We start from the raw sequence: 18,040 nt of genomic DNA, 5'->3' as shown, positions 1-18,040 counted from the left end.
GTCCGGCTATGACGACGGCACGTTTCACCGGACACGAAGAACCCATCCTCGCCGTCGCGGTGCACGGAAACCGGCTGGTCACCGGTGGTACGGACAAGACGGTGCGGGTATGGGACCTGGAGACCGGCGCGCAGCGGTTCGCCTTGAGCGGCCACGAGCGGCCGGTGCTCGCGGTGGGTATCTCGGGTCAGTACGTGGTGGGATGCGATGGCGCGACGGTGCGGCGCTGGCGGCTCTCCGGTCGTGAGGCGCGGTCCCCGGAGGTCCAGACGACCAAACGGGCACTCGCGGTCGCGGTGGCGAAGGAGTTCGTCGTTTCCGGCGCGGGAAGCACCGTCGAGGTCCGGCGGCTGGACGGCGTGACGGAGCGCGGTTTCCGTACCGGTGGCCCGGAGATCGAATCGGTCGCGGTGACCCCGGACGGCCGGGTCGTGGTCGCCGGTGACGACACCGGCGGCGTGCGGCTGTGGGACCGCGAAGTCGTTTCCCACTACCGGTTCGGCGGCGCGGGCGCGGTACACGTGGTCGCGGTCTCCGCCGACGGCGCGCGGGTGCTGTCCGGCGAGGGCGAGACGGTCCGGTTGTGGGGACGGAAAGGCGATCCCGCCCTGGTCTTCCCCGGACACGCCGGGGTGGTGCGGGCGCTGGCCTTCAGCCCGGACGGGAAGCTGGTGCTCTCCGGCGGTTCCGGCGGCGAGGTCTACGTCCGTGACATCGAGAACCCCGCCGAGTACACCCTCCTCACCGGACACGAGGGCAACGTCCGCGCGATCGCCTGCACCGCGGGCAACGAGAAGATCATCTCGGTCGGCGACGACCGCACGATCCGGGTGTGGGACCGCTTCGGCAATCAGATCGACGGCACCGGTTTCGTCGAACCCAAACCGGGGCGAGCCCGGCCGCGGATCACGCCGGACGTCGAGAGCGCGATCGATCTGATCGGCTTCCAGGACGACGTGCGCACGCTCGCCGCGGTCATCGCCGACCGTGAGACCAGCCCGCCGTTGTGCGTCGCGCTGCTGGGCCCCTGGGGCTCCGGCAAATCGAGTTTCGTGCGGCAGGTGGCCGATCGTGTCGCCGAACTGGCCCGGCGATCCCGGGGCGACGCCGCCAACAGCGTGTTCGCCGGTGAGATCCGGCAGATCCGGTTCAACGCCTGGCAGTACCACGACGACCATCTGTGGGTCGGCCTGGTGGATCACCTGTTCCGGAACCTCGGCGCGCCCGAGACGCACGCGGACGCCGACGAGGTCCGTGCCGAACGCGAGGAGCTGCGGACCCGGCTCGCCGGGCTGCGGGCCGTCAAGGCGGATTCGCCGCTCACCTGGCGCTGGCGCCTGCTGGTGTCCGGGGTGGACCGGGCCGAGCGCCGACGGCGGCGGTTCGCCGTCGCCGGGTACGCGGTACTCGGTGTGCTCGGCGTCGCCGCGGCGATCACCGGATGGGCCTTGTGGCACAACGCGATCCTCGCCGCGGCAGGCGCCGTCGTCGCGCTCGGCGCCGTGCTGACCCCGGCGCTCACCACCGCGAGAGCCGCCCTCGCTCCCGTGAAGTCCACATTGGACAAACTGCGGTACGACGTCGACAAACGGGTGGAACGGTTCGAGACCGAGGTCCGCGAAGCCGAGGAGCGGCTCCGGCGGCTGGACGCGGCCACGCGGCTCGGCGAGCTGATCGAAGAGGCGAAGAGCGGCAGATACGGGGACTACCAAGGGGTTTTCGCCCGCCTTCGGGAGGATCTCGCGCGGCTGAGCGCGGATCTGGTGGACGCGCGCAAGGACTGGCAGCTGGCGGGCGGCAAGGGCGATCCACCACTGGAACGGATCGTGCTCTACATCGACGACCTCGACCGCTGCCCGCCGTCGAAGGTGATCGAAGTGCTCGCCGCGGTGCACCTGCTGCTGGCCCTGCCCGCGTTCGTCGTGGTGGTGGCCGTCGATCCCCGCTGGCTGCGGCGATGCCTCGATCAGCACCACGAGGAGTTGTTCGGCGCCGGGGAAGAGCGCCGGTCGGAGTATCTCGACAAGATCTTCCAGATCGTGTTCGCGTTGCGCCCCATGGGAACCGCGGCCGACGAGCTGATCGACGTCCTGATGCCGATCGAAGGCACGGAACCGGCGGTTCACGAGCACGAGGAATGGTCCGACGACGGGGAAACCCTCCAGCATGGCGAAAGCGGTGAGCCGAGGGAGGTCATCGTCAAGGACACGGCCCCGCCCACGTTCTACAACATGCGGCCGGACCGGTTGCGGCTCACCGAAGTCGAACGCGATTTCGTCCACGTGCTGCGGAAACGGCTGAACACGCCACGGGAGATCCGGAAACTGGTCAACCTCTACCGGCTGGTGCGCATCGGTATCCCCGACGCGGAACTGGCGCGGTTCGTCAGTGGTCCCTACCGCGCGGTGCTGGTGCTGCTGACCCTACTGGTCGCCGATCCGGACTCCGCGCGCTCGACCTTCATCGCGCTGTCCGATGGGGAATCGTTGTCCGAAGCCTTTCCACCTGAATGGCGGCTAGACGTCGAATCCTTCGATGATCTACAGGTCTATCGGAATTGGGTGGGCACCCTCGCCCGCTTCAGTTTCGAAACCTACGATCTGGTGACCGAGGAAACAGAACCGGGAACCACGTTGTAGCTACACTTGCCCGCTACGACGTCGAGGGGGCGCGCATGCGGAGATCAGGCTGGCTTTCGCTCGCCTTCGGCGCGCTGGTCGGGACACTCGTGATCGTCCTGCTGGCGACCGTGGTCACCGCGCCCTCGAACGCGCTCCGGACCGATTGCGTCCGCCTGGTCACGAGTTCCTCGACGGAGAAGGGCGACCTGATCCGCGAACTCGCCGAGCGGTACAACAACACCGGCCGGACGTTCGACGGCGGCCGGTGCGCGAAGGTCGAGGCGTTCAAGAAGACCTCGGGCGCCGCGCTCGACCTCATCGCCGACGGCTGGAACGACATCGACGAGCAGCAACCGGAACCCCAGGTCTGGCTGCCGAGTTCGTCGCTGTGGCTCGATCTGCTGCGCCAGCGCGGCAAAGGCGGCTTGATCGACAGCGGCCCGAGCACCTCGCTCGCGACGAGCCCGATGGTCATCGCGATGCCGAAGCCGATGGCCACGGCGATGGGCTGGCCGCAGAAGACCATCGGCTGGAACGACGTCCTCCAGATGAATCAGAAGGGCGGCTGGGCCTCCACCAGCGCGGCGAACGCGCAATGGGGGAACTTCACGCTGGGCAAGGACAATCCGCGCCGGTCGACCTCGGGGCTCGCCGCGACCATCGCCACCTACTTCGCGGCGACCGGTGGGGACTACGGCAAGATCGACACGACGGAGGCCGTACGGTTCGTCCGCGGCATCGAGGCGTCGGTCGCCTACTACAGCGACGACTCGGTCGCGTTCTTGAAGACGCTGTACGAAGAGGACCAGAAGAAGCCGACGCCCTACATCAGTGCGATGGCGATGCAGGAGCAGATGGTCTACCTCTACAACCGCGGCGCGCCGACAGGGGATCCGAAGCAGCTGAAGGACAAACCCGAACCGCTGAACCGGCCGCTCGTCGCCGTGCACCCGAGTGAAGGGACGATGCTGATCGATCATCCCTTCCTGATCACGGCCAAGGCGTCACCGGAACAACACGCGGCGGCCAAGGACTTCGCCGATTTCCTGCGGGAACCCGGGCAGCAGGAGCGCTTCCGCGATCTCGGGTTCCGCGACCCGGCGGGCCGGGGCGATGCGAAGCTGGCCGAAGGCGCGCACACCGCGGAAACCGGAGACTCCCGGCTCATCCCGCTCCCCACCGGTGAGCAGATCCAGAAGATGCTGGACGGCTGGGAGTACACGCAGCGACGCGGCCGGATCCTGCTGGTGCTGGACCTGTCCGGATCGATGACCGAACCGTTCGACAAGAACCGCAAGGACAAACCGTATTCCGACCGCCGGATCGACCTGCTGAAACCCGCGATCCGGAAACAGCTCGAATACCTGCATCCCGAAGACGAGGTCGGGCTGTGGACGTTTTCGACCGACGGACCCGAGGAAAAGATGCCGATCGGCAAGGTGAAGGACGTCCGGGGCCCGATGAACGACCTGGTCGAAAACCTGACCCCGAAAGGCGATACGGCGCTGTACAAGTCCGTGGTGGAAGCCAACGCCAAGATGCGGCGGGAGTTCGACCCGAACGTCATCAACGCCGTCGTGGTGCTGACCGACGGCGAGGACACCGAGGGCGGGGTCACCAAGGAACAGGTGCTGCAGAACGTCGACGCAGAGAGGCTGGACAACTCCGTTCGCATCTTCACCATGGCCTACGGCGCGCAAGCCGACAGCCGGGTCCTGGACGAGATCGCGCAGAAGTCCAAGGCCCGCAGCTACCAGGCCGTCGACCCGCACGGCATCGACAAGATGTTCGTCAACGTCTTCAGCAACTTCTGACATGGCCGATCCCGACAACCGCCCGTTCCACGTCGTCACCGGCGTGCTCACGGTCATCGCGGGCCTGCTCGGTCACTCGGTGACCTTGCCGCATCCACAGGCCTGGCTTTTCGGTGCCGTCGCCGCGTTCGCCGTGCTGATCCCCGCCGAGGTCGCGTTCTTCGTGCTGAGCGGCAGGCGACCGGCGAAGAGGCCGGAATTCCGCACGCCCGAGCCTGCCGCCGGCTACGACCACTATAGCCTGCTGGGCCGCGCGCTGACCGCTGTCGAAGCGGCGCAGCCTGGGGAGACGGAGCTTTCGAGGGTCATCCGGCAGGCGGTGGCGAGACTCGAAGAACGGGCCGGGGACAACACGCCCGCGGTGGTCGAACTGCGGGTGACGGTCAAGCAGACCACCGAGAAGCTGGAGCGGCACGCGCGGGACGAGAACCCCGATCCGATCATGCTCGGCTACCGGCTCACGCTGTACCGGGAAGCGCTGGAGGAAGCGATCGCGGCGGTCGAACGGGGCTGATCGGTGGCGAGTGTTCGCTGCCGAACAGACTACGGCCGTGCGTCATGCTGATCTGACAGTATGCCGTTGATCGGGCGCCGGGTTGTCGAGGGTGTGGAACATGTGGTCGTACCGGTGGAGCACCGGTTCAGCCTGGAGGAGGCCGTGCTGGCGGTGATGGCCGCCAAGAGCACCGTGCGGCCCGCCCCCGGGATCAAGGTCGCTCCGTTGAAGGTGTCAGAGGTACGGTCAGCGCTGCTCTACGCGGCGAAACACGCCGACAGACGACACCAGATCGTGGACAGCTATTTCGTCGAGGCCGAAGACGGACCGTTGCACCGGCTGGCCGAGTGGATCAGATCGGAGCTGGTCCGGCTGGGCATCTTCACCACGCACGACGGTTCCGCCGCCGGATCGGGTGGCCGATTCGGTTACTCTCCGCGATAGGTGTTCACGACTGCCTGGGAGGGTGTTTCGTGGGTTTGGGCCCGGAGGCCGCCGAAGAAAGAGAACGTCCGTTCCTGGAGCGGCTGGACGAACCCGTCCGTGCCCGGTTGCTGGAGATGGGCACCCCGCAGACCTACGAGGGCAGACAGGCGCTGATGCGCGCGGGCGAGCCCGGCGACTTCGTCATGCTGCTGCGGCACGGCTACGTGAAGGTGACCAGCGCCGACCGGATGGGGGCGACGGTCATCCTCGACGTCGGGGTGCCCGGCGATCTGCACGGCGAGATCGCGGTGATCGCGGGCGGCATCCGGATGGCCGACGTCGTCGCCATCGAGGAGGTCCACGTCCGGCGGATCGCGGCGAGCGAGTTCAACCGCTTCCTGCTGGACCATCCGTCGGCGATGCGTGAGGTGCTCGTCAGCGTCGCCCGCCGGTTCGTGCTCGCGCAGCGGCAGCGGACGCAGTCGTGGAAACCGCAGGCGGTGGCGCGGGTCGCGACGCGGCTGGACTACCTGGTCGACGTCTGCGGGATCCGGACGCCCGCCGGCTGGCGGATCGGGATCCCGTTGAGCCAGGACGAACTCGCGCAGTTCATCCCGATGGGCCGGACCATGGTCGCGCAGGCACTGGACAAGCTCCGGAAGGCGGGAGTTGTGGCCAGTTCGCGCCGTGCGATCACCGTCGTCGATCGCGAAGCATTGCGGGTGATCACGGAAAAAGGTGTGACTTAGCTCACTGGCGTTGACCACGGCGGGGTCAGGTTCTGTTCGGTTCCGAACAGAACTTCCGGTGAGGAGTGGGAACACTGCTTCGTGCCGCCAGTTTTCACCGATCAGGGGAGGGGTCGCAGAGATGCAGGTGCTGACCTCAGGCCAATACAACGCGCACACCCATGCCGTGCTCGCCGTCGACATCGTCGGTTCGTCCAAGGCCAGCGATGACCTGCTGGATCCGATGAAGACCGAGATGGAAACGCTGGTTTCCCGCTCCTTCAACGCGGTCGGGCTCGCGCCGGGGGAAGCACGTCATTTCCGGGAGACCGGCGACGGGCTGATGGTCGCGTATCCGGATCGGGCTGTCGGGCAGCTCTGCGAGGTCGTGTTCCATCTGGACCATCTGCTGCGGTCCCGCAACCGCTACGCCCGCGTCCCGATGCGAGCGCGGGTGGCCGTCCATATGGGACCGATGGCGGACAACCACCGCTACCACCGCACGTACATCACGCTGACCCGGCTGCTGTGCGCGTCGACCTTCAACGACGCTGTCGGCTACTGGTGCCGTCTCGACCCGACGGGCGACAAGTTCGGCGCCGGGATGATCGTCTCGCAATCGGTGTGGCGCAACGTGGTCGAGCCCTTCGGTGTCGCGCTGGTCCCGCCGGCGCGCTGCGGCCGGATCAGTGTCACCACACCGGATTTCGCCGACAGCGCGTGGATCCACCTGCCCGGCCTCGACGCCGACGCCGTGCTGGCCGAGGTCGATCCGGCGGTGCCCGCGCCGCTCGTGTTCGACCGGGTGAGCCGGTTGTCGACGACGGCCTAGCCCCAGACCGGGCGGTCCGGCTTCCAGGGAGGGAAAGCCGTATCGCTCGCCGGTTCCTGGCCCGGTACCCCTACGCCGGGCCAGGAATCGGACCCCGGCGCGGGGGGGTGGGGGCGCGGGTCATCCCCACCGCGCCCCCACCCTGCGCGGCACGTCTACTGGCGGCAGCTCTTCCCGCTGTTGATGCACTTCACCAGCTGGTTCATCAGGCACTGCGACATCACGTTCGCGAAGTCGTCGTGGTCGGAGCGCGGATTGTGCTTCTCCTGCGCGAACGCGTCGACCGCGTACTGCCCGGCGAGCTGGACGGCCGGGGGGATGTCGTAGGTCAGCGTGATCCGCAGCTGCGGCACGTTCTTGAAGCCGCGCGGGCATTTCCCGTTGCGGTCGGAGAACACGATATGCGTGCGGTGGTTCGCGCTGTCGGTGTTCTTCCCGTCCCAGCAGTTCGGGAAGGCGTGGACACGGGTGACCTTGCTGCCCTGCGGGCAGATCGGGTACAGCTCGGTGAGCCGGTCTTCGAAGCCGCTGCAGGTCCAGCTGGGCCGGGCGTTGGCAGGACCGTTGGTGGACTGCTTGGCGTCGCCGTAGAGCACCCGCAGGAATTTCGGCATCGCGACGACGCGGCGGGCGCCGCCGCTGGTGAAGGTCAGGTCCACCTTCGCGGGGCGCTGGATCTCGCCTTCGTTGTCGCCGATCTCGTTGTTCTCGTCGACCCCGGGAAGTTCGGCGGCCTTGCCGTCGGCCTTCTTCTTCTCGACGTCACCGCCCTTGGCGACCTTGCTGTTCTCGCCGCCGTTGTCGAGGCCTCCTTCGCCGTTCCGTTTCACCGCGCAGCCGGTGAGCTGGTCTTCGGGCTTCGCGACCGGTTTGCCCGCCTGCTTCATCTGGTCGGCGATCTTGTTGATCGCCGCCTTGCGCTTGTTCTTCAGGTCGTCGAGCACCTGGGCGGCCTGTTTGCCTTGCGCCAGCTGGTTGTTCGCGTTGTCGACGTCCTGGTCGATCTTGATGAGGCCGTCGTTGACCGCGTCCATGGCCTGGTCGGGGACGTCCTCGAGTTCGCTGGCGACGTCGGGGCAGTCGGCCTGCGGGGAGGCTTCGTCCTTGGCCGCGTTCGCGCGGTCGGCGGCGAGCTTCTCCTCGTTCGCCGCTTGGTTTTCTTCCTCTTCCTCGGTGTTGATCCGGATGACCGGCCAGAAGTAGGCGGATTTGTCGCCGTTCTTGCAGGTGGTGCCCGCGCGGAGCAGGCTCTTGTTGTTCGAGTCCGCGTTGGTCGAAAGGTTCCCGACGTAGTCGTGGAGGTGCTCGGCTCCATTGCGGACACCGGGCTGTGCGATGAAGTTGTCGCCGTTGAAGTGGCCGTTCTCGTTACGGCCGCAGTCGACGGTGAACGTCCCTCGTGCGCCTCGTTTCGCGAGGTCGAGGTTGACGTTGTTGCCGCGGGGGACCTTCGTGATGTCGATGAAGAACGACTTGTCCGCGCCGTCGGCCCTGGCCGCGTCGGGGGTTCCGGTCGTGTTCGCCACGACGATCCCGCCGACGGCGAGAGAGAGCGCGATGGCGCCGGTGGCGAGTTTGGTCCGGCGTGCCATGCGGTGGCGGCCGGCTGATCTTTCGTTACGGGGCATGAAATTGTTCACCTCGTTCGGTGTCGTTTCGCGGAGCCCGGGGGATGCGTCACCGGCATCACCGGTGTCACTGACCCCGCGTTGGCTGAAACGGCCGCAGTACGAGGGCGGTTCAAAACGCGATCTCGCTGTTATCCTTTCGTAATATATGCGGAGGTGCTGCGAGGGACACGAACGACGGCGCGAGACGGTTCACCGTGACGAAGAAGAAGACCCGGCCTCGGGGCAGTCGAGGCCGGGTCTTGATCGGGGTAGCCGCAGGTCAGACGTCCACCTTGGCCTTGGGTTCCGCCTCGGCCGCGGGCGGCCGGGAGGGCAGGAGACGTTTGATCAGCGGGAAGAACACGATCAGCAGGATGATCGCGTAGACCACGATCGAGAACGGGGTGTTGACCAGCCCGCTCAGATCGCCGTCGCTCAGCTGCAGCGCGCGCCGCATCTGCTGTTCGGCGGCCGGGCCGAGGATGACGCCGATGATCGCCGGCAGCACCGGCAGGCCGTAGCGGCGCATCGCGAAGCCGAGCAGGCCGATCACGAACATGACCAGAAGGTCGAAGATGTCCGCGTTGACCGCGTACGCGCCGACGCTGGCGAAGAACAGGATGCCCGCGTAGAGGTACGGCCGCGGGATCCGCAGCAGCTTCGCCCACAGCGGCGCCAGCGGCAGGTTCAGCACCAGCAGCAGGGTCAGCCCGACGAACAGCGACGCGATCAGGCCCCACACCAGCGACGACTCCCGTTCGAATAGCAGCGGTCCCGGCTGGATGCCGTACTGCTGGAACGCCGCGAGCATCACGGCCGCGACCGCGGTGGTCGGCAGCCCGAGCGTCAGCATCGAGACCAGCGTCCCGGCGGCGGAGGCCGACGCCGTCGCTTCCGGGCCCGCGACGCCTTCGATGGCGCCCTTGCCGAACTCGTCCTTGTGCTTCGAGAGCCGCTTTTCCGTTACGTAGGAAAGGAACGTCGGGATCTCCGCGCCACCGGCGGGTACCGCGCCGAACGGGAAACCGATCAGCGGACCGCGCAGCCACGGCTTCCAGGTCCGCTTCAGGTCGGTGCGCGAGAGCCAAGGCCTGCCCACCGGGATGGGCTTGAACGCGTTACGCCGCAGATGCGCGGCGACCCACAGTGACTCGCCGACCGCGAACAGGGCGACCGCGACGATCACGACGTCGATGCCGTCGGCCAGATGCAGCGAGCCGAAGGTCAGCCGCTGCTGTCCGGTCATCTCGTCCAGGCCGACCAGTCCGATGGTGAGCCCGATCAGCAGCGACGCCACGCCGCGGATCCGGGAACCGCCGAGTACCGAGGTGACCGCGATGAACGCCAGCACCATGATCGCGAACAGGTCCGGCGCGCCGATGTCGACGGCGTGCTTCGCGATCACCGGGGCCAGCACGACCAGCGCGATCGTGCCGAGGATGCCGCCGACGAAATGCCCGATGGCAGCCGCGGCAAGCGCTTGCGCCCCGCGTCCCTTGCGGGCCATGGGATTGCCGTCGATGGCCGCGACGACCGCCGCGCTCTCACCCGGGGTGTTCAGCAGGATCGACGTCGTCGAGCCGCCGAACATCCCGCCGTAGTAGATCCCGGCGAACATGATGAACGCGCCGGTGGGCTCCAGCCCGTAGGTGACCGGGAGCAGCAGCGCCACCGCCATGGCCGGGCCGATCCCCGGCAGCACGCCGATCGCGGTACCCAGCAGGACCCCGATCGCCGCCATCGCGATATGGGTCGGCGTCAGCGCGGTGCCGAAGCCGTCGATGAGTTGCTGAAGCATCAGAACACCTCCATCAACGGGCCACCGGGGAGCGGGACACCGAGCAGGTTGTTGAAGATCAGGAAGGTCGCGACGGACATGCCCGCCGCGATCAGCGGGTCACGCACCAGATTGCGGCTGCCGAGCGCGTAAGCCGCGCCCCAGAACAGGATCGCGCCCGAGATCGGGAAGCCGACCAGGCCGATCAAGGCCGCGTTGGCGAGGAAAGCACCGCACAGCAACAGAACCGTGCGCAGGTCGGCGGGTGCGGTGAGGTCGATGTCCTCGCCGCCCTCGGCCTCTCCCTTACCGCCGCGCAGCACGTCGCGGGCCAGCAGGACGGCGACGATCAGCAGCAGCGAGCCGACGAGGATCGGCACCGCCTTCGGTCCCACCGGTCCGCGCTGGGCGAAATCGGTCGGAATGCTCAGCGCGTCGGTGAGCACCAGCGCCCCGAGCACCAGAAGTACCACGCTCACCCCGAGTTCGGAGCGCTCCTTCAGCCACGTGGTCATGCCAGACCCAGCTCTTTCAGCACCGTTGCCACTCGAGTGTTCTCCTCTTTGAGAAACGAACCGAACTGCTCCCCGGGCGCGAAAGCCCCGGTCCATCCGTTGCGCTGCAAGGCTTCCTGCCATTGCGGCGTCTTCTGCAGCCGCTCGAACAGGCCGACCAGCTTCGCGCGGTCCGCGTCGGTGATGCCGGGCGGCGCGACGATGCCGCGCCAGTTGGTGAACTTGACGTCCACACCGGACTCCGAGAGCGTCGGCGCGTCGATGCCGGGGATCCGGTTCGCGCTGGTCACCGCCAGCACCCGCAGCGTGCCCGCCTGGATCTGGTCGCGGTACTCGCCGACGCCCGAGACACCGAAGGCGACCTTGCCGCCGAGGACCGACGCGAGCAGTTCACCGCCGCCGTCGAACTGGACGTAGTTGACCGCCTTGGGTGCGAGCCCGACCGCCTTCGCCATCAGCATCGGCGCCAGATGGTCCGGCCCGCCGGGCGACGAACCGCCGCCGACCTGGACCGCGCCGGGGTCGGCCTTCCACGCCTCGACCAGCTGGCCGATCGTCTTGTACGGCGAATCCTTGCCGACCACCACGATGTCCGACTCTTCGATCAGCTTCGCCACCGGTGTGGTGTCAAGCAGCGACGACGGCGACTTGTTCGTGAACACGCTGCCGACCACGCCGAGTCCCATGGACATCACGAGCTTGCCGTTGCCGCGTTCGGCCACCGTGCGGCCGAGGCCGACCGTGCCGCCGGCACCGGGGAGGTTGAACACCTCCGCGTTGCCGAGCAGGTCGGCGTCCTCCATCGCCTTGGTCGCCGTGCGGGCCGTGATGTCGTAACCGCCGCCGGGCGCGTTGGGCACGAGTACCCGCAACGACCGGATCTGCGAGCCCTCGTCGGCCTCGCCGCCCGGGGTGAGCAACGGTGGCACCAGCAACACGGCGACTAGCGCCGCCGCGATGGCCAACCAGCTACTGGGCTTCACTGTGATCCCCGCCTCTCTGCCGCGTGGTTGGACATGTTGCACTCGTGTAAACAGAGATGTCCCGCTTGCGGGCCCAATGGTTGTTGTGTTCGTTTTGGTCACGCGGAGGTGGCGATGGGTGCTCGGGGTTCGCTGGCCCGTCAGCTCCTCGTGTGGCAACTTGTAGTCGTCACCTGCCTACTGTGCGCGGTGGGCGTGCTGGCCGTCGTCCAGGCGGGGAGCAACTTCCGCACGACCGAGGGACGCCGGGCGCTTTCGGTGGCGGAGAGTGTCGCCGCGCAGGGTGTCGTGGGCGATCTCGAGAACGGCCCGTTCGAACTGAACGCGCCCGCGGAGACCGCGCGGAGCCTGTCCGGGGTGGATTTCGTGGTGATCGCGGGAGCGGACCGCTACGTGCTCGCGTCACCGGATCCGGGTCAGTTGCGGACGCTGCTCGACATCGGGGACAGCACTGTCCTGCGTGGACGGTCCTGGGTCGGCGAACTCGACGGTTCGATCGTGGCGCACGTCCCGGTGCTCGACGAAAAGGGCGGCAAGGTGATCCGCATGGTCGCGGCGGGCTCGAAGTCGCCCGGTTTCTTCGCGGGCGTGCTCGACTCGCCGGACAACGCCCTGCGGGTGCTGGGTGTCGCGCTGGTGATCGGGGTGAGCGGTTCGCTGCTGCTGGCGCGGCGCGTGAAGAACCAGACACTCGGCCTGGAACCGCACGAGATCACCGCACTGGTGGAAAACCGGGAGGCGCTCCTGCACGGCATCAAGGAGGGCGTCGTCGGCCTGGATCCGCAGCACCGGATCACCCTGGTGAACGATCAGGCCCGCGAACTGCTGGCGTTGCCGGAGGACGCGGTCGGCCGGTCGGTCGAGGATCTCGACCTCAACGAGCGGATCCGCGATCTGCTCACCGGCCGGGCGACCGGAGCCGACCAGATCGTGTTGCGGCAGGGAAAGGTGCTGACGCTGAACCGGATGCCGATCGACGTGCGCGGCGCCGTGGTGACCCTGCGGGACCGCACCGATCTGATGACCCTGCGGGACGAACTCGACGCCAGCAGGCACGCCACCGACACGTTGCGGGCGCAGGCGCACGAGTTCAGCAACCGGCTGCACACCATCTCCGGGCTGCTGGAACTCGGGGAGTACGACGAGGTTCGCGGCTACGTCAGCCGGATCAGTTCGGCGCAGGGGGAGTGGCGCGCGGAGGTCGGCTCGCGGATCGGCGACCCGGCGGTGGCGGCGCTGCTGATCGCGAAGGCGTCGCTCGCCGCGGAACGCGGGGTCGGGCTGCGGATGGCCCCGGACAGCGAACTGGACCGCGCCGAGGAGGGGCTCTCCACGGATTTGGTGACGGTGCTGGGAAATCTCGTCGACAACGCACTGGACGCGCTGGGGTCTCATAAGCAGGGTGGCGAACAGGGCTGGATCGAGGTCGGCGTATGGCAGGAGGACGACGAAGTGCGTGTGGAGGTCCGTGATTCCGGGCCCGGTGTCGCCCCGGAGATCGCCGAGGAAGTGTTCGAACACGGCTTCACCACGAAGGCGGCCGCGCACGGACAGCGTGGTCTCGGCTTGGCGCTGATCCGGCAGGCGTGCGTCCGGCGGGGTGGTTCGGTCGAGGTGCACAATTCCGGCGGCGCGGTGTTCACGGCAAGGCTTCCGCGATGATCAGGGTTCTCGTCGTCGACGACGATTTCATGGTCGCGAAAGTCCACAGTGGATACGTCGCGCGCACGGACGGGTTCGCCGTCGTCGGGGTCGCGCACACCGGCGCGGACGCGCTCCGGCTGGCGCGGGAACTGAAACCGGACCTGGTGCTGCTGGACGTCTATCTCCCCGATCTGGACGGGCTTTCGGTGCTGCGGGAGTTGCGCGCCACCGAGGACGTCGACGTCATCCTGATCACCGCCGCGACCGACGTGGAAACCGTGCGGCAGGCGATGCGGGGCGGGGTCCTGCACTATCTGATCAAGCCGTTCGAATACGCGTCCCTGCGGGATCAGCTCACCCATTTCGCCACCCTGCACCAGCGGCTGGACCGGCTTGCCGAGGCCGGGCAGGCCGACGTCGACCAGGTCTTCGGTGCCCGGCCGAGCGCGAAACCCGTGCTGCCCAAGGGACTCACCGCCGAAACCGCGCGACTGGTGGAGACCGCGCTGCGCGGTGCGCCGGGCGGGATGTCCGCGAGCGAATGCGCCGAGGCGACCGGCGTCGCGCGGGTGAGCGCGCGGCGGTACCTGGAGCATTTCGTGGCGACCGGGAAGGCCGAGGTGAACCTCAAGTACGGCGGCACGGGCCGCCCCGAACGGCGCTACCTCTGGTCCTGACCCTGACTCCCCCGCATTGAGAGGACTAAATGCGGGGGAGTCAGGGGGCGGCGGAGCGGAGGCCCGCGATCAGCAGCGAGAGGCCGTATTCGAAGGAAGCGGCCGGGTCTTCGTCGTGGTCGGCCGACTCGCCCTCGATGTACTGCTGCTCGTCGATCGCGCAGCCGAGGGTGTACCGGCTGACGGCGAGGATCGCGTGCGTCGCGTCCTCTTCGGTGAAACCGGCGTCCAGCAACGGTTTGATCAGTGGCGTCATCGCCGATCGCTCGGTGGGGCGCGAGCCGGCGTGCAGGCGGGCACCGTCGCGATAGGACAGCAGTGTGCGGCGGATGGTGCGGGCTCGTTTGGCCAGCCACGCGGCCCAGTCGTCCACCGACGCGGGATCGTCGAGCGGGGCGAGTTCGTCGTCCAGCATGGTTTCGGCCATCTGATCGAGCAGCGCCTGCTTGCTCTTGAAGTGCGTGTAGAGCGCGGGACCACGCACACCGAGCTTCTCCCCGAGTTTGCGCAGGCTCAACCCGTCCAGCCCGACCTCGTCGAGGAGTTCGAGCGCGGCTCGAACGTATCCATCCCGTCGCACGACCATGCGCACACTTTCGCCGGTCCGTAGTGGACTTGACAACTCGACCGAATCTTATCATCGTTAAGGTCTTAACGGCGATAAGATTGGCTGGTAGGATGATCGGGCGTCCGCTGGACGAGCGCATTTCCCCTGCTTTGTGGGGCATGGCTTCGATCTTGACCCTTGGCGGGTTCCTGTCGATGTTCACTTCGACAGTGGTCAACGTCGCGCTCGGCACGATCGCGGCGGAACTCCACGCCCCACTCGGCACCGTGCAGTGGATCGCCACCGGCTACCTGCTCGCGCTCGCCGCGATGGTGCCGGTGAGCGGCTGGGCGAGCCGCCGCTTCGGGGCGACCAGGCTGTGGCTGGGGTGCGTCGGTCTGTTCGCGGTGTTCTCCGCCTGCTGCGCGATGGCGACGTCGATCGAGGCGCTGATCGTTTTCCGGGTCCTGCAAGGCGCCGTGGGCGGACTGTTGGTCCCGGCTGGGCAGATCCTGTTCGCGGTGGCGGCCGGCCCGAACCGGCTGGGCCGGATGATGAGTGTGCTGAGCATTCCGATCTACCTGGCCCCGGTGCTCGGCACGCTGTTCGGCAGCATGCTCACCGACGGGCTCGGGTGGCCGTGGCTGTTCGCGGTGAACGTGCCGATCTCGGTGCTCAGCCTGCTGCTGGGGCGGAAGTGGCTGCCACGCCAGACCCCGGCCGCCACGCGACCATTGGACATCCGCGGTCTGGTCCTGACCGTGTCGGGCCTGCCGTTACTCGTGTACGGCGTCGCGGAATTCGCCCCCGTTCCGGCGATCGTCGGCGCGCTCCTGCTCGCGGCGTTCGTCTTCACCGCGTCGCGGTCGAGCCATCCGCTGCTGAACCTGCGGCTGTTCCGCGACAAAGCGTTCTCGTCGGCCGCACTCGTCATCTTCGGCATGGGCATCGCGCTGTTCGGTGCGATGATCGTGCTGCCGCTGTACTACTTGGACGTCCGGCACGAAAGCCTCGTCGACACCGGCCTGCTGACCGCGCCGCTGGCACTCGGCACGGTGGCGGCGCTGCCACTGGCCGGCAGGCTGACCGACCGGGTCGGTGGCGCACGGGTGATCTTCGCGGGCCTGATCATCACCATCCTCGGCACAGTGCCGCTGGCGATGATCACCGAAACCGACGGCTACTGGTGGCTTTCGGCGGTGCAGATCGTCCGCGGCGCCGGCATCGGCCTGACCACGACACCGGCACTGGCCGTCGGGCTGAGGATGGTGCCGAAGGACCAGATCTCCCACGCGATGCCTCTTTTCGCCATGCTCCAACGGATCGGCGGTTCCTTCGGGACTTCACTCCTCACCGTGCTCGTCGCCGTCCAGTCGGCGAACACTCCGCCCGGGTCCGCGACAGCCATCGCCAACACGCACTGGTGGATCGTCGGTGTCACCGCGATCGTGCTGATCCCGGCCGCGATCCTCGTCCGGACCGAAACCCGGGTCAGCTGAGCCGATCGGCGAGAAAGGCCAGGATCTCGTCCCTGGCCCGAACGGTCGGATGCCCTTCCTGATCGACGAGGTGAGCGGTGACGACGCTGTGGGGACACCCGACGACGTCGCGGAAGAACGGCGGCGGTTCGGGGTTGGCCGCCTCACCCGGGATGACGCGACCGTCGAACGCGTCGCCGAGAAGTGCCCGGTACGCGGCGAAGCGCTGCCCGGTGCACCAACGGTCGTTGTCGAAGCGGTAGGCGAGCACCTTCAGCCCGTCACGCTCGACCCGCTCGCGGATCGCGACAGCGTCCGCCTCACCGATCTCCAGTCCGCCGGGATCGTCCAGCGGTAACGAGGGATGGTTGACGACGGGCGCGATCACGGCCGGTTCGAGGCTCATGCTGAGGGCGAAGTTGCCGGTGAAGCAGAGTCCGATCGCGCCGACGCCCGGTCCGCCGCATTCCTCGAACGCCTTCCTCGCCAGCCCCCGCAGCCAGTTCACGACGGGGCTCGTGCCGCCGCCTGCGAAGGCCCGGAACTCGGCGCTGACGCAGGCGCGACGGGCGACCTTCTCCCCGTCGGCGGCGGTGGGGAAGGCGCCGTCGACACCGAAAAGCGACGGGAGGTAGACCGTGAAACCCGCGTCCCGGATCCACCGTGCGAAGCGGACGACGTCCGGGCTGATGCCGGGCATCTCCGGCATCAGCACCACCGCCGCCCCGGAACCGGCGACATGGACGGTTTTGCCGACCCCTTCGACATCGACGAGCCGTTTCGAGAAGTCCGCGAGGGTGTCCATCGCTCCATCGTCGGGTGCGCCGCCCGGTCCGGACAGGGGCGAGATCGCCACATGAGCGGGTAATCTCGCCACCATGGTGACCCCGCCGCGCGTCGGAGTGCTCGCTTATCCGGGATGCTTCGCGTCGGAGGTCTTCGGGGTTCCCGACCTCCTCACGATGGCCTCGCATGTCGCCGCCGCCGGGGATTCCTCGTACGAGGTCTCGATCTTGTCGCCGCGACGGCGGGTGGTCGCTTCTGGCGGGGCGGTGCTCTCGGTTTCCCCGGTGCGGCCGGTCGATGTCCTGGTGGTACCCGGGTTCGAGCTGTCGCCAGGACTCGATCTCGACACCAGGCTCAGGTCGCTCCGCCCGGAAATCGAAGCCATCAGGACGGCCGCGGAGGACGGAGTCGCGGTGGTCTCGATCTGCGTCGGCGCGTTCTTACTGGCCGAGGCGGGCTTGCTCGACGGACGGCGGTCGACGACGTCGTGGCTCTTCGCCGGCCAGTTGGCGAGCCGATGCCCTGCCACCGAAGTCCTTCCGGAGAAACTCGTCATCACCGACAGCGGGGTGACCACGACGGGTGCGTTCAGCGCGATGTACGACTTCGCACTCGGCCTGATCCGGGAACACCACGGCGGCCGGGTCGCCCGTGCGACCGCGCGGATCGCGCTCGTCGACGACGCGCGGTCGAGCCAGACGCCGTATGTCGACACGGATCTGTTGCCCGCCGGCGGCAGCGAGTTCTCCCAAGGCGTCAAGCGCTGGCTGGACCAGAACATGCGCGAGCGGTACGACCTCGGGCTGCTCTCCACGACGTTCCACGTCAGCACGCGAACATTGCTGCGGCGATTTCGCGCCGAGACCGGCAAGACTCCGCTCGGTTATCTGCAGGAGGCACGGGTGCGCCGGGCGAAGCATCTGCTCGAGACCACGGAGCGAACGGTCGCCGGTATCGCCGCCGATGTCGGCTATCGCGATCCCGGGACGTTCGGTGCGGTCTTCGCCCGGCTGACCGGACATCGGCCGATGGACTACCGCGCGATGTTCAGGCGCGGCCGGGCGGCCACGGGCGTTCGGGACAGGAAGTGGACAACGCCGTAGGCT

Annotated in this window: 16 protein-coding genes; 10 read left to right on the top strand and 6 right to left on the bottom strand. The window is 67.9% G+C overall.

The annotated features are described in order from the left end of the window. Window positions 1-8 precede the first annotated feature (8 nt). The 6 genes from ACZ5ZX_RS17195 to ACZ5ZX_RS17170 all read left to right on the top strand — a co-directional run bounded on the left by ACZ5ZX_RS17195 (window position 9) and on the right by ACZ5ZX_RS17170 (window position 6,917). Entirely contained in the window at window positions 9-2,639 is a 2,631-nt protein-coding gene (locus ACZ5ZX_RS17195) for a P-loop NTPase fold protein (protein WP_465502969.1), read from the top strand. A 35-nt stretch (window positions 2,640-2,674) separates the two neighbouring features. Further along, window positions 2,675-4,435, top strand: coding sequence for a substrate-binding and vWA domain-containing protein (locus ACZ5ZX_RS17190; RefSeq protein WP_465502968.1), 1,761 nt, complete (start codon window positions 2,675-2,677; stop codon window positions 4,433-4,435). Window position 4,436: 1 nt separating this feature from the next. After that, complete coding sequence (locus tag ACZ5ZX_RS17185; RefSeq protein ID WP_465502967.1) at window positions 4,437-4,949, top strand: hypothetical protein; 513 nt, start codon at window positions 4,437-4,439, stop codon at window positions 4,947-4,949. A 60-nt stretch (window positions 4,950-5,009) separates the two neighbouring features. Continuing rightward, on the top strand, window positions 5,010-5,375 hold the full coding sequence (locus ACZ5ZX_RS17180) for a hypothetical protein (RefSeq protein ID WP_007034234.1): 366 nt from the start codon (window positions 5,010-5,012) through the stop codon (window positions 5,373-5,375). 29 nt (window positions 5,376-5,404) lie between these two features. Next, complete coding sequence (locus tag ACZ5ZX_RS17175; RefSeq protein WP_465502966.1) at window positions 5,405-6,106, top strand: Crp/Fnr family transcriptional regulator; 702 nt, start codon at window positions 5,405-5,407, stop codon at window positions 6,104-6,106. Between the two features lie 121 nt (window positions 6,107-6,227). Next, complete coding sequence (locus ACZ5ZX_RS17170; protein WP_465502965.1) at window positions 6,228-6,917, top strand: hypothetical protein; 690 nt, start codon at window positions 6,228-6,230, stop codon at window positions 6,915-6,917. 155 nt (window positions 6,918-7,072) lie between these two features. Here the strand turns inward: ACZ5ZX_RS17170 and ACZ5ZX_RS17165 are convergent, their stop codons facing one another. From ACZ5ZX_RS17165 to ACZ5ZX_RS17150, 4 genes are all read right to left on the bottom strand, one after another. Continuing rightward, a complete protein-coding gene (locus tag ACZ5ZX_RS17165; protein ID WP_465503109.1) occupies window positions 7,073-8,509 on the bottom strand; it encodes a DUF1996 domain-containing protein in 1,437 nt (478 codons plus the stop codon). Between the two features lie 298 nt (window positions 8,510-8,807). Then, entirely contained in the window at window positions 8,808-10,325 is a 1,518-nt protein-coding gene (locus ACZ5ZX_RS17160; protein WP_465502964.1) for a tripartite tricarboxylate transporter permease, read from the bottom strand. Beyond that, a complete protein-coding gene (locus tag ACZ5ZX_RS17155) occupies window positions 10,325-10,819 on the bottom strand; it encodes a tripartite tricarboxylate transporter TctB family protein (RefSeq protein ID WP_465460697.1) in 495 nt (164 codons plus the stop codon). Before ACZ5ZX_RS17155 ends, ACZ5ZX_RS17160 begins: the two co-directional genes overlap by 1 nt. Further along, on the bottom strand, window positions 10,816-11,784 hold the full coding sequence (locus ACZ5ZX_RS17150; RefSeq protein ID WP_465503108.1) for a Bug family tripartite tricarboxylate transporter substrate binding protein: 969 nt from the start codon (window positions 11,782-11,784) through the stop codon (window positions 10,816-10,818). Before ACZ5ZX_RS17150 ends, ACZ5ZX_RS17155 begins: the two co-directional genes overlap by 4 nt. 132 nt (window positions 11,785-11,916) lie before the next feature. On the opposite strand from ACZ5ZX_RS17150, the gene ACZ5ZX_RS17145 reads away from it, so the two are divergent. After that, window positions 11,917-13,464 carry a sensor histidine kinase gene (locus ACZ5ZX_RS17145; protein ID WP_465502963.1) on the top strand — a complete coding sequence of 516 codons (1,548 nt, stop codon included), beginning with the start codon at window positions 11,917-11,919 and terminating at the stop codon, window positions 13,462-13,464. Further along, the gene (locus ACZ5ZX_RS17140) at window positions 13,461-14,123 is read left to right on the top strand and encodes a response regulator (protein WP_465502962.1); all 663 of its coding nucleotides are present in this window, start codon (window positions 13,461-13,463) and stop codon (window positions 14,121-14,123) included. The genes ACZ5ZX_RS17145 and ACZ5ZX_RS17140 overlap by 4 nt, the downstream gene beginning before the upstream one ends. Before the next feature lie 40 nt (window positions 14,124-14,163). Here ACZ5ZX_RS17140 and ACZ5ZX_RS17135 read toward each other — a convergent pair whose 3' ends face one another. Then, window positions 14,164-14,709 (bottom strand): TetR/AcrR family transcriptional regulator C-terminal domain-containing protein, encoded by a 546-nt coding sequence (locus ACZ5ZX_RS17135; protein WP_465502961.1) that lies wholly within the window; start codon window positions 14,707-14,709, stop codon window positions 14,164-14,166. A gap of 140 nt (window positions 14,710-14,849) precedes the next feature. On the opposite strand from ACZ5ZX_RS17135, the gene ACZ5ZX_RS17130 reads away from it, so the two are divergent. Further along, window positions 14,850-16,169: an MDR family MFS transporter gene (locus tag ACZ5ZX_RS17130; protein WP_465502960.1), complete on the top strand. Its 1,320-nt coding sequence runs from the start codon at window positions 14,850-14,852 to the stop codon at window positions 16,167-16,169. Here ACZ5ZX_RS17130 and ACZ5ZX_RS17125 read toward each other — a convergent pair. Continuing rightward, a complete protein-coding gene (locus ACZ5ZX_RS17125) occupies window positions 16,162-16,953 on the bottom strand; it encodes a dienelactone hydrolase family protein (RefSeq protein WP_465502959.1) in 792 nt (263 codons plus the stop codon). The genes ACZ5ZX_RS17130 and ACZ5ZX_RS17125 overlap by 8 nt on opposite strands. 73 nt (window positions 16,954-17,026) lie before the next feature. Here ACZ5ZX_RS17125 and ACZ5ZX_RS17120 point away from each other — a divergent pair, with 73 nt between their 5' ends. After that, the gene (locus ACZ5ZX_RS17120) at window positions 17,027-18,037 is read left to right on the top strand and encodes a GlxA family transcriptional regulator (RefSeq protein WP_465502958.1); all 1,011 of its coding nucleotides are present in this window, start codon (window positions 17,027-17,029) and stop codon (window positions 18,035-18,037) included. The last annotated feature ends 3 nt before the right edge of the window (window positions 18,038-18,040 follow it).

The sequence above is a fragment of the Amycolatopsis sp. NPDC033938 genome (assembly GCF_055575975.1).
This window is presented reverse-complemented; position numbering and strand designations above follow the sequence as displayed.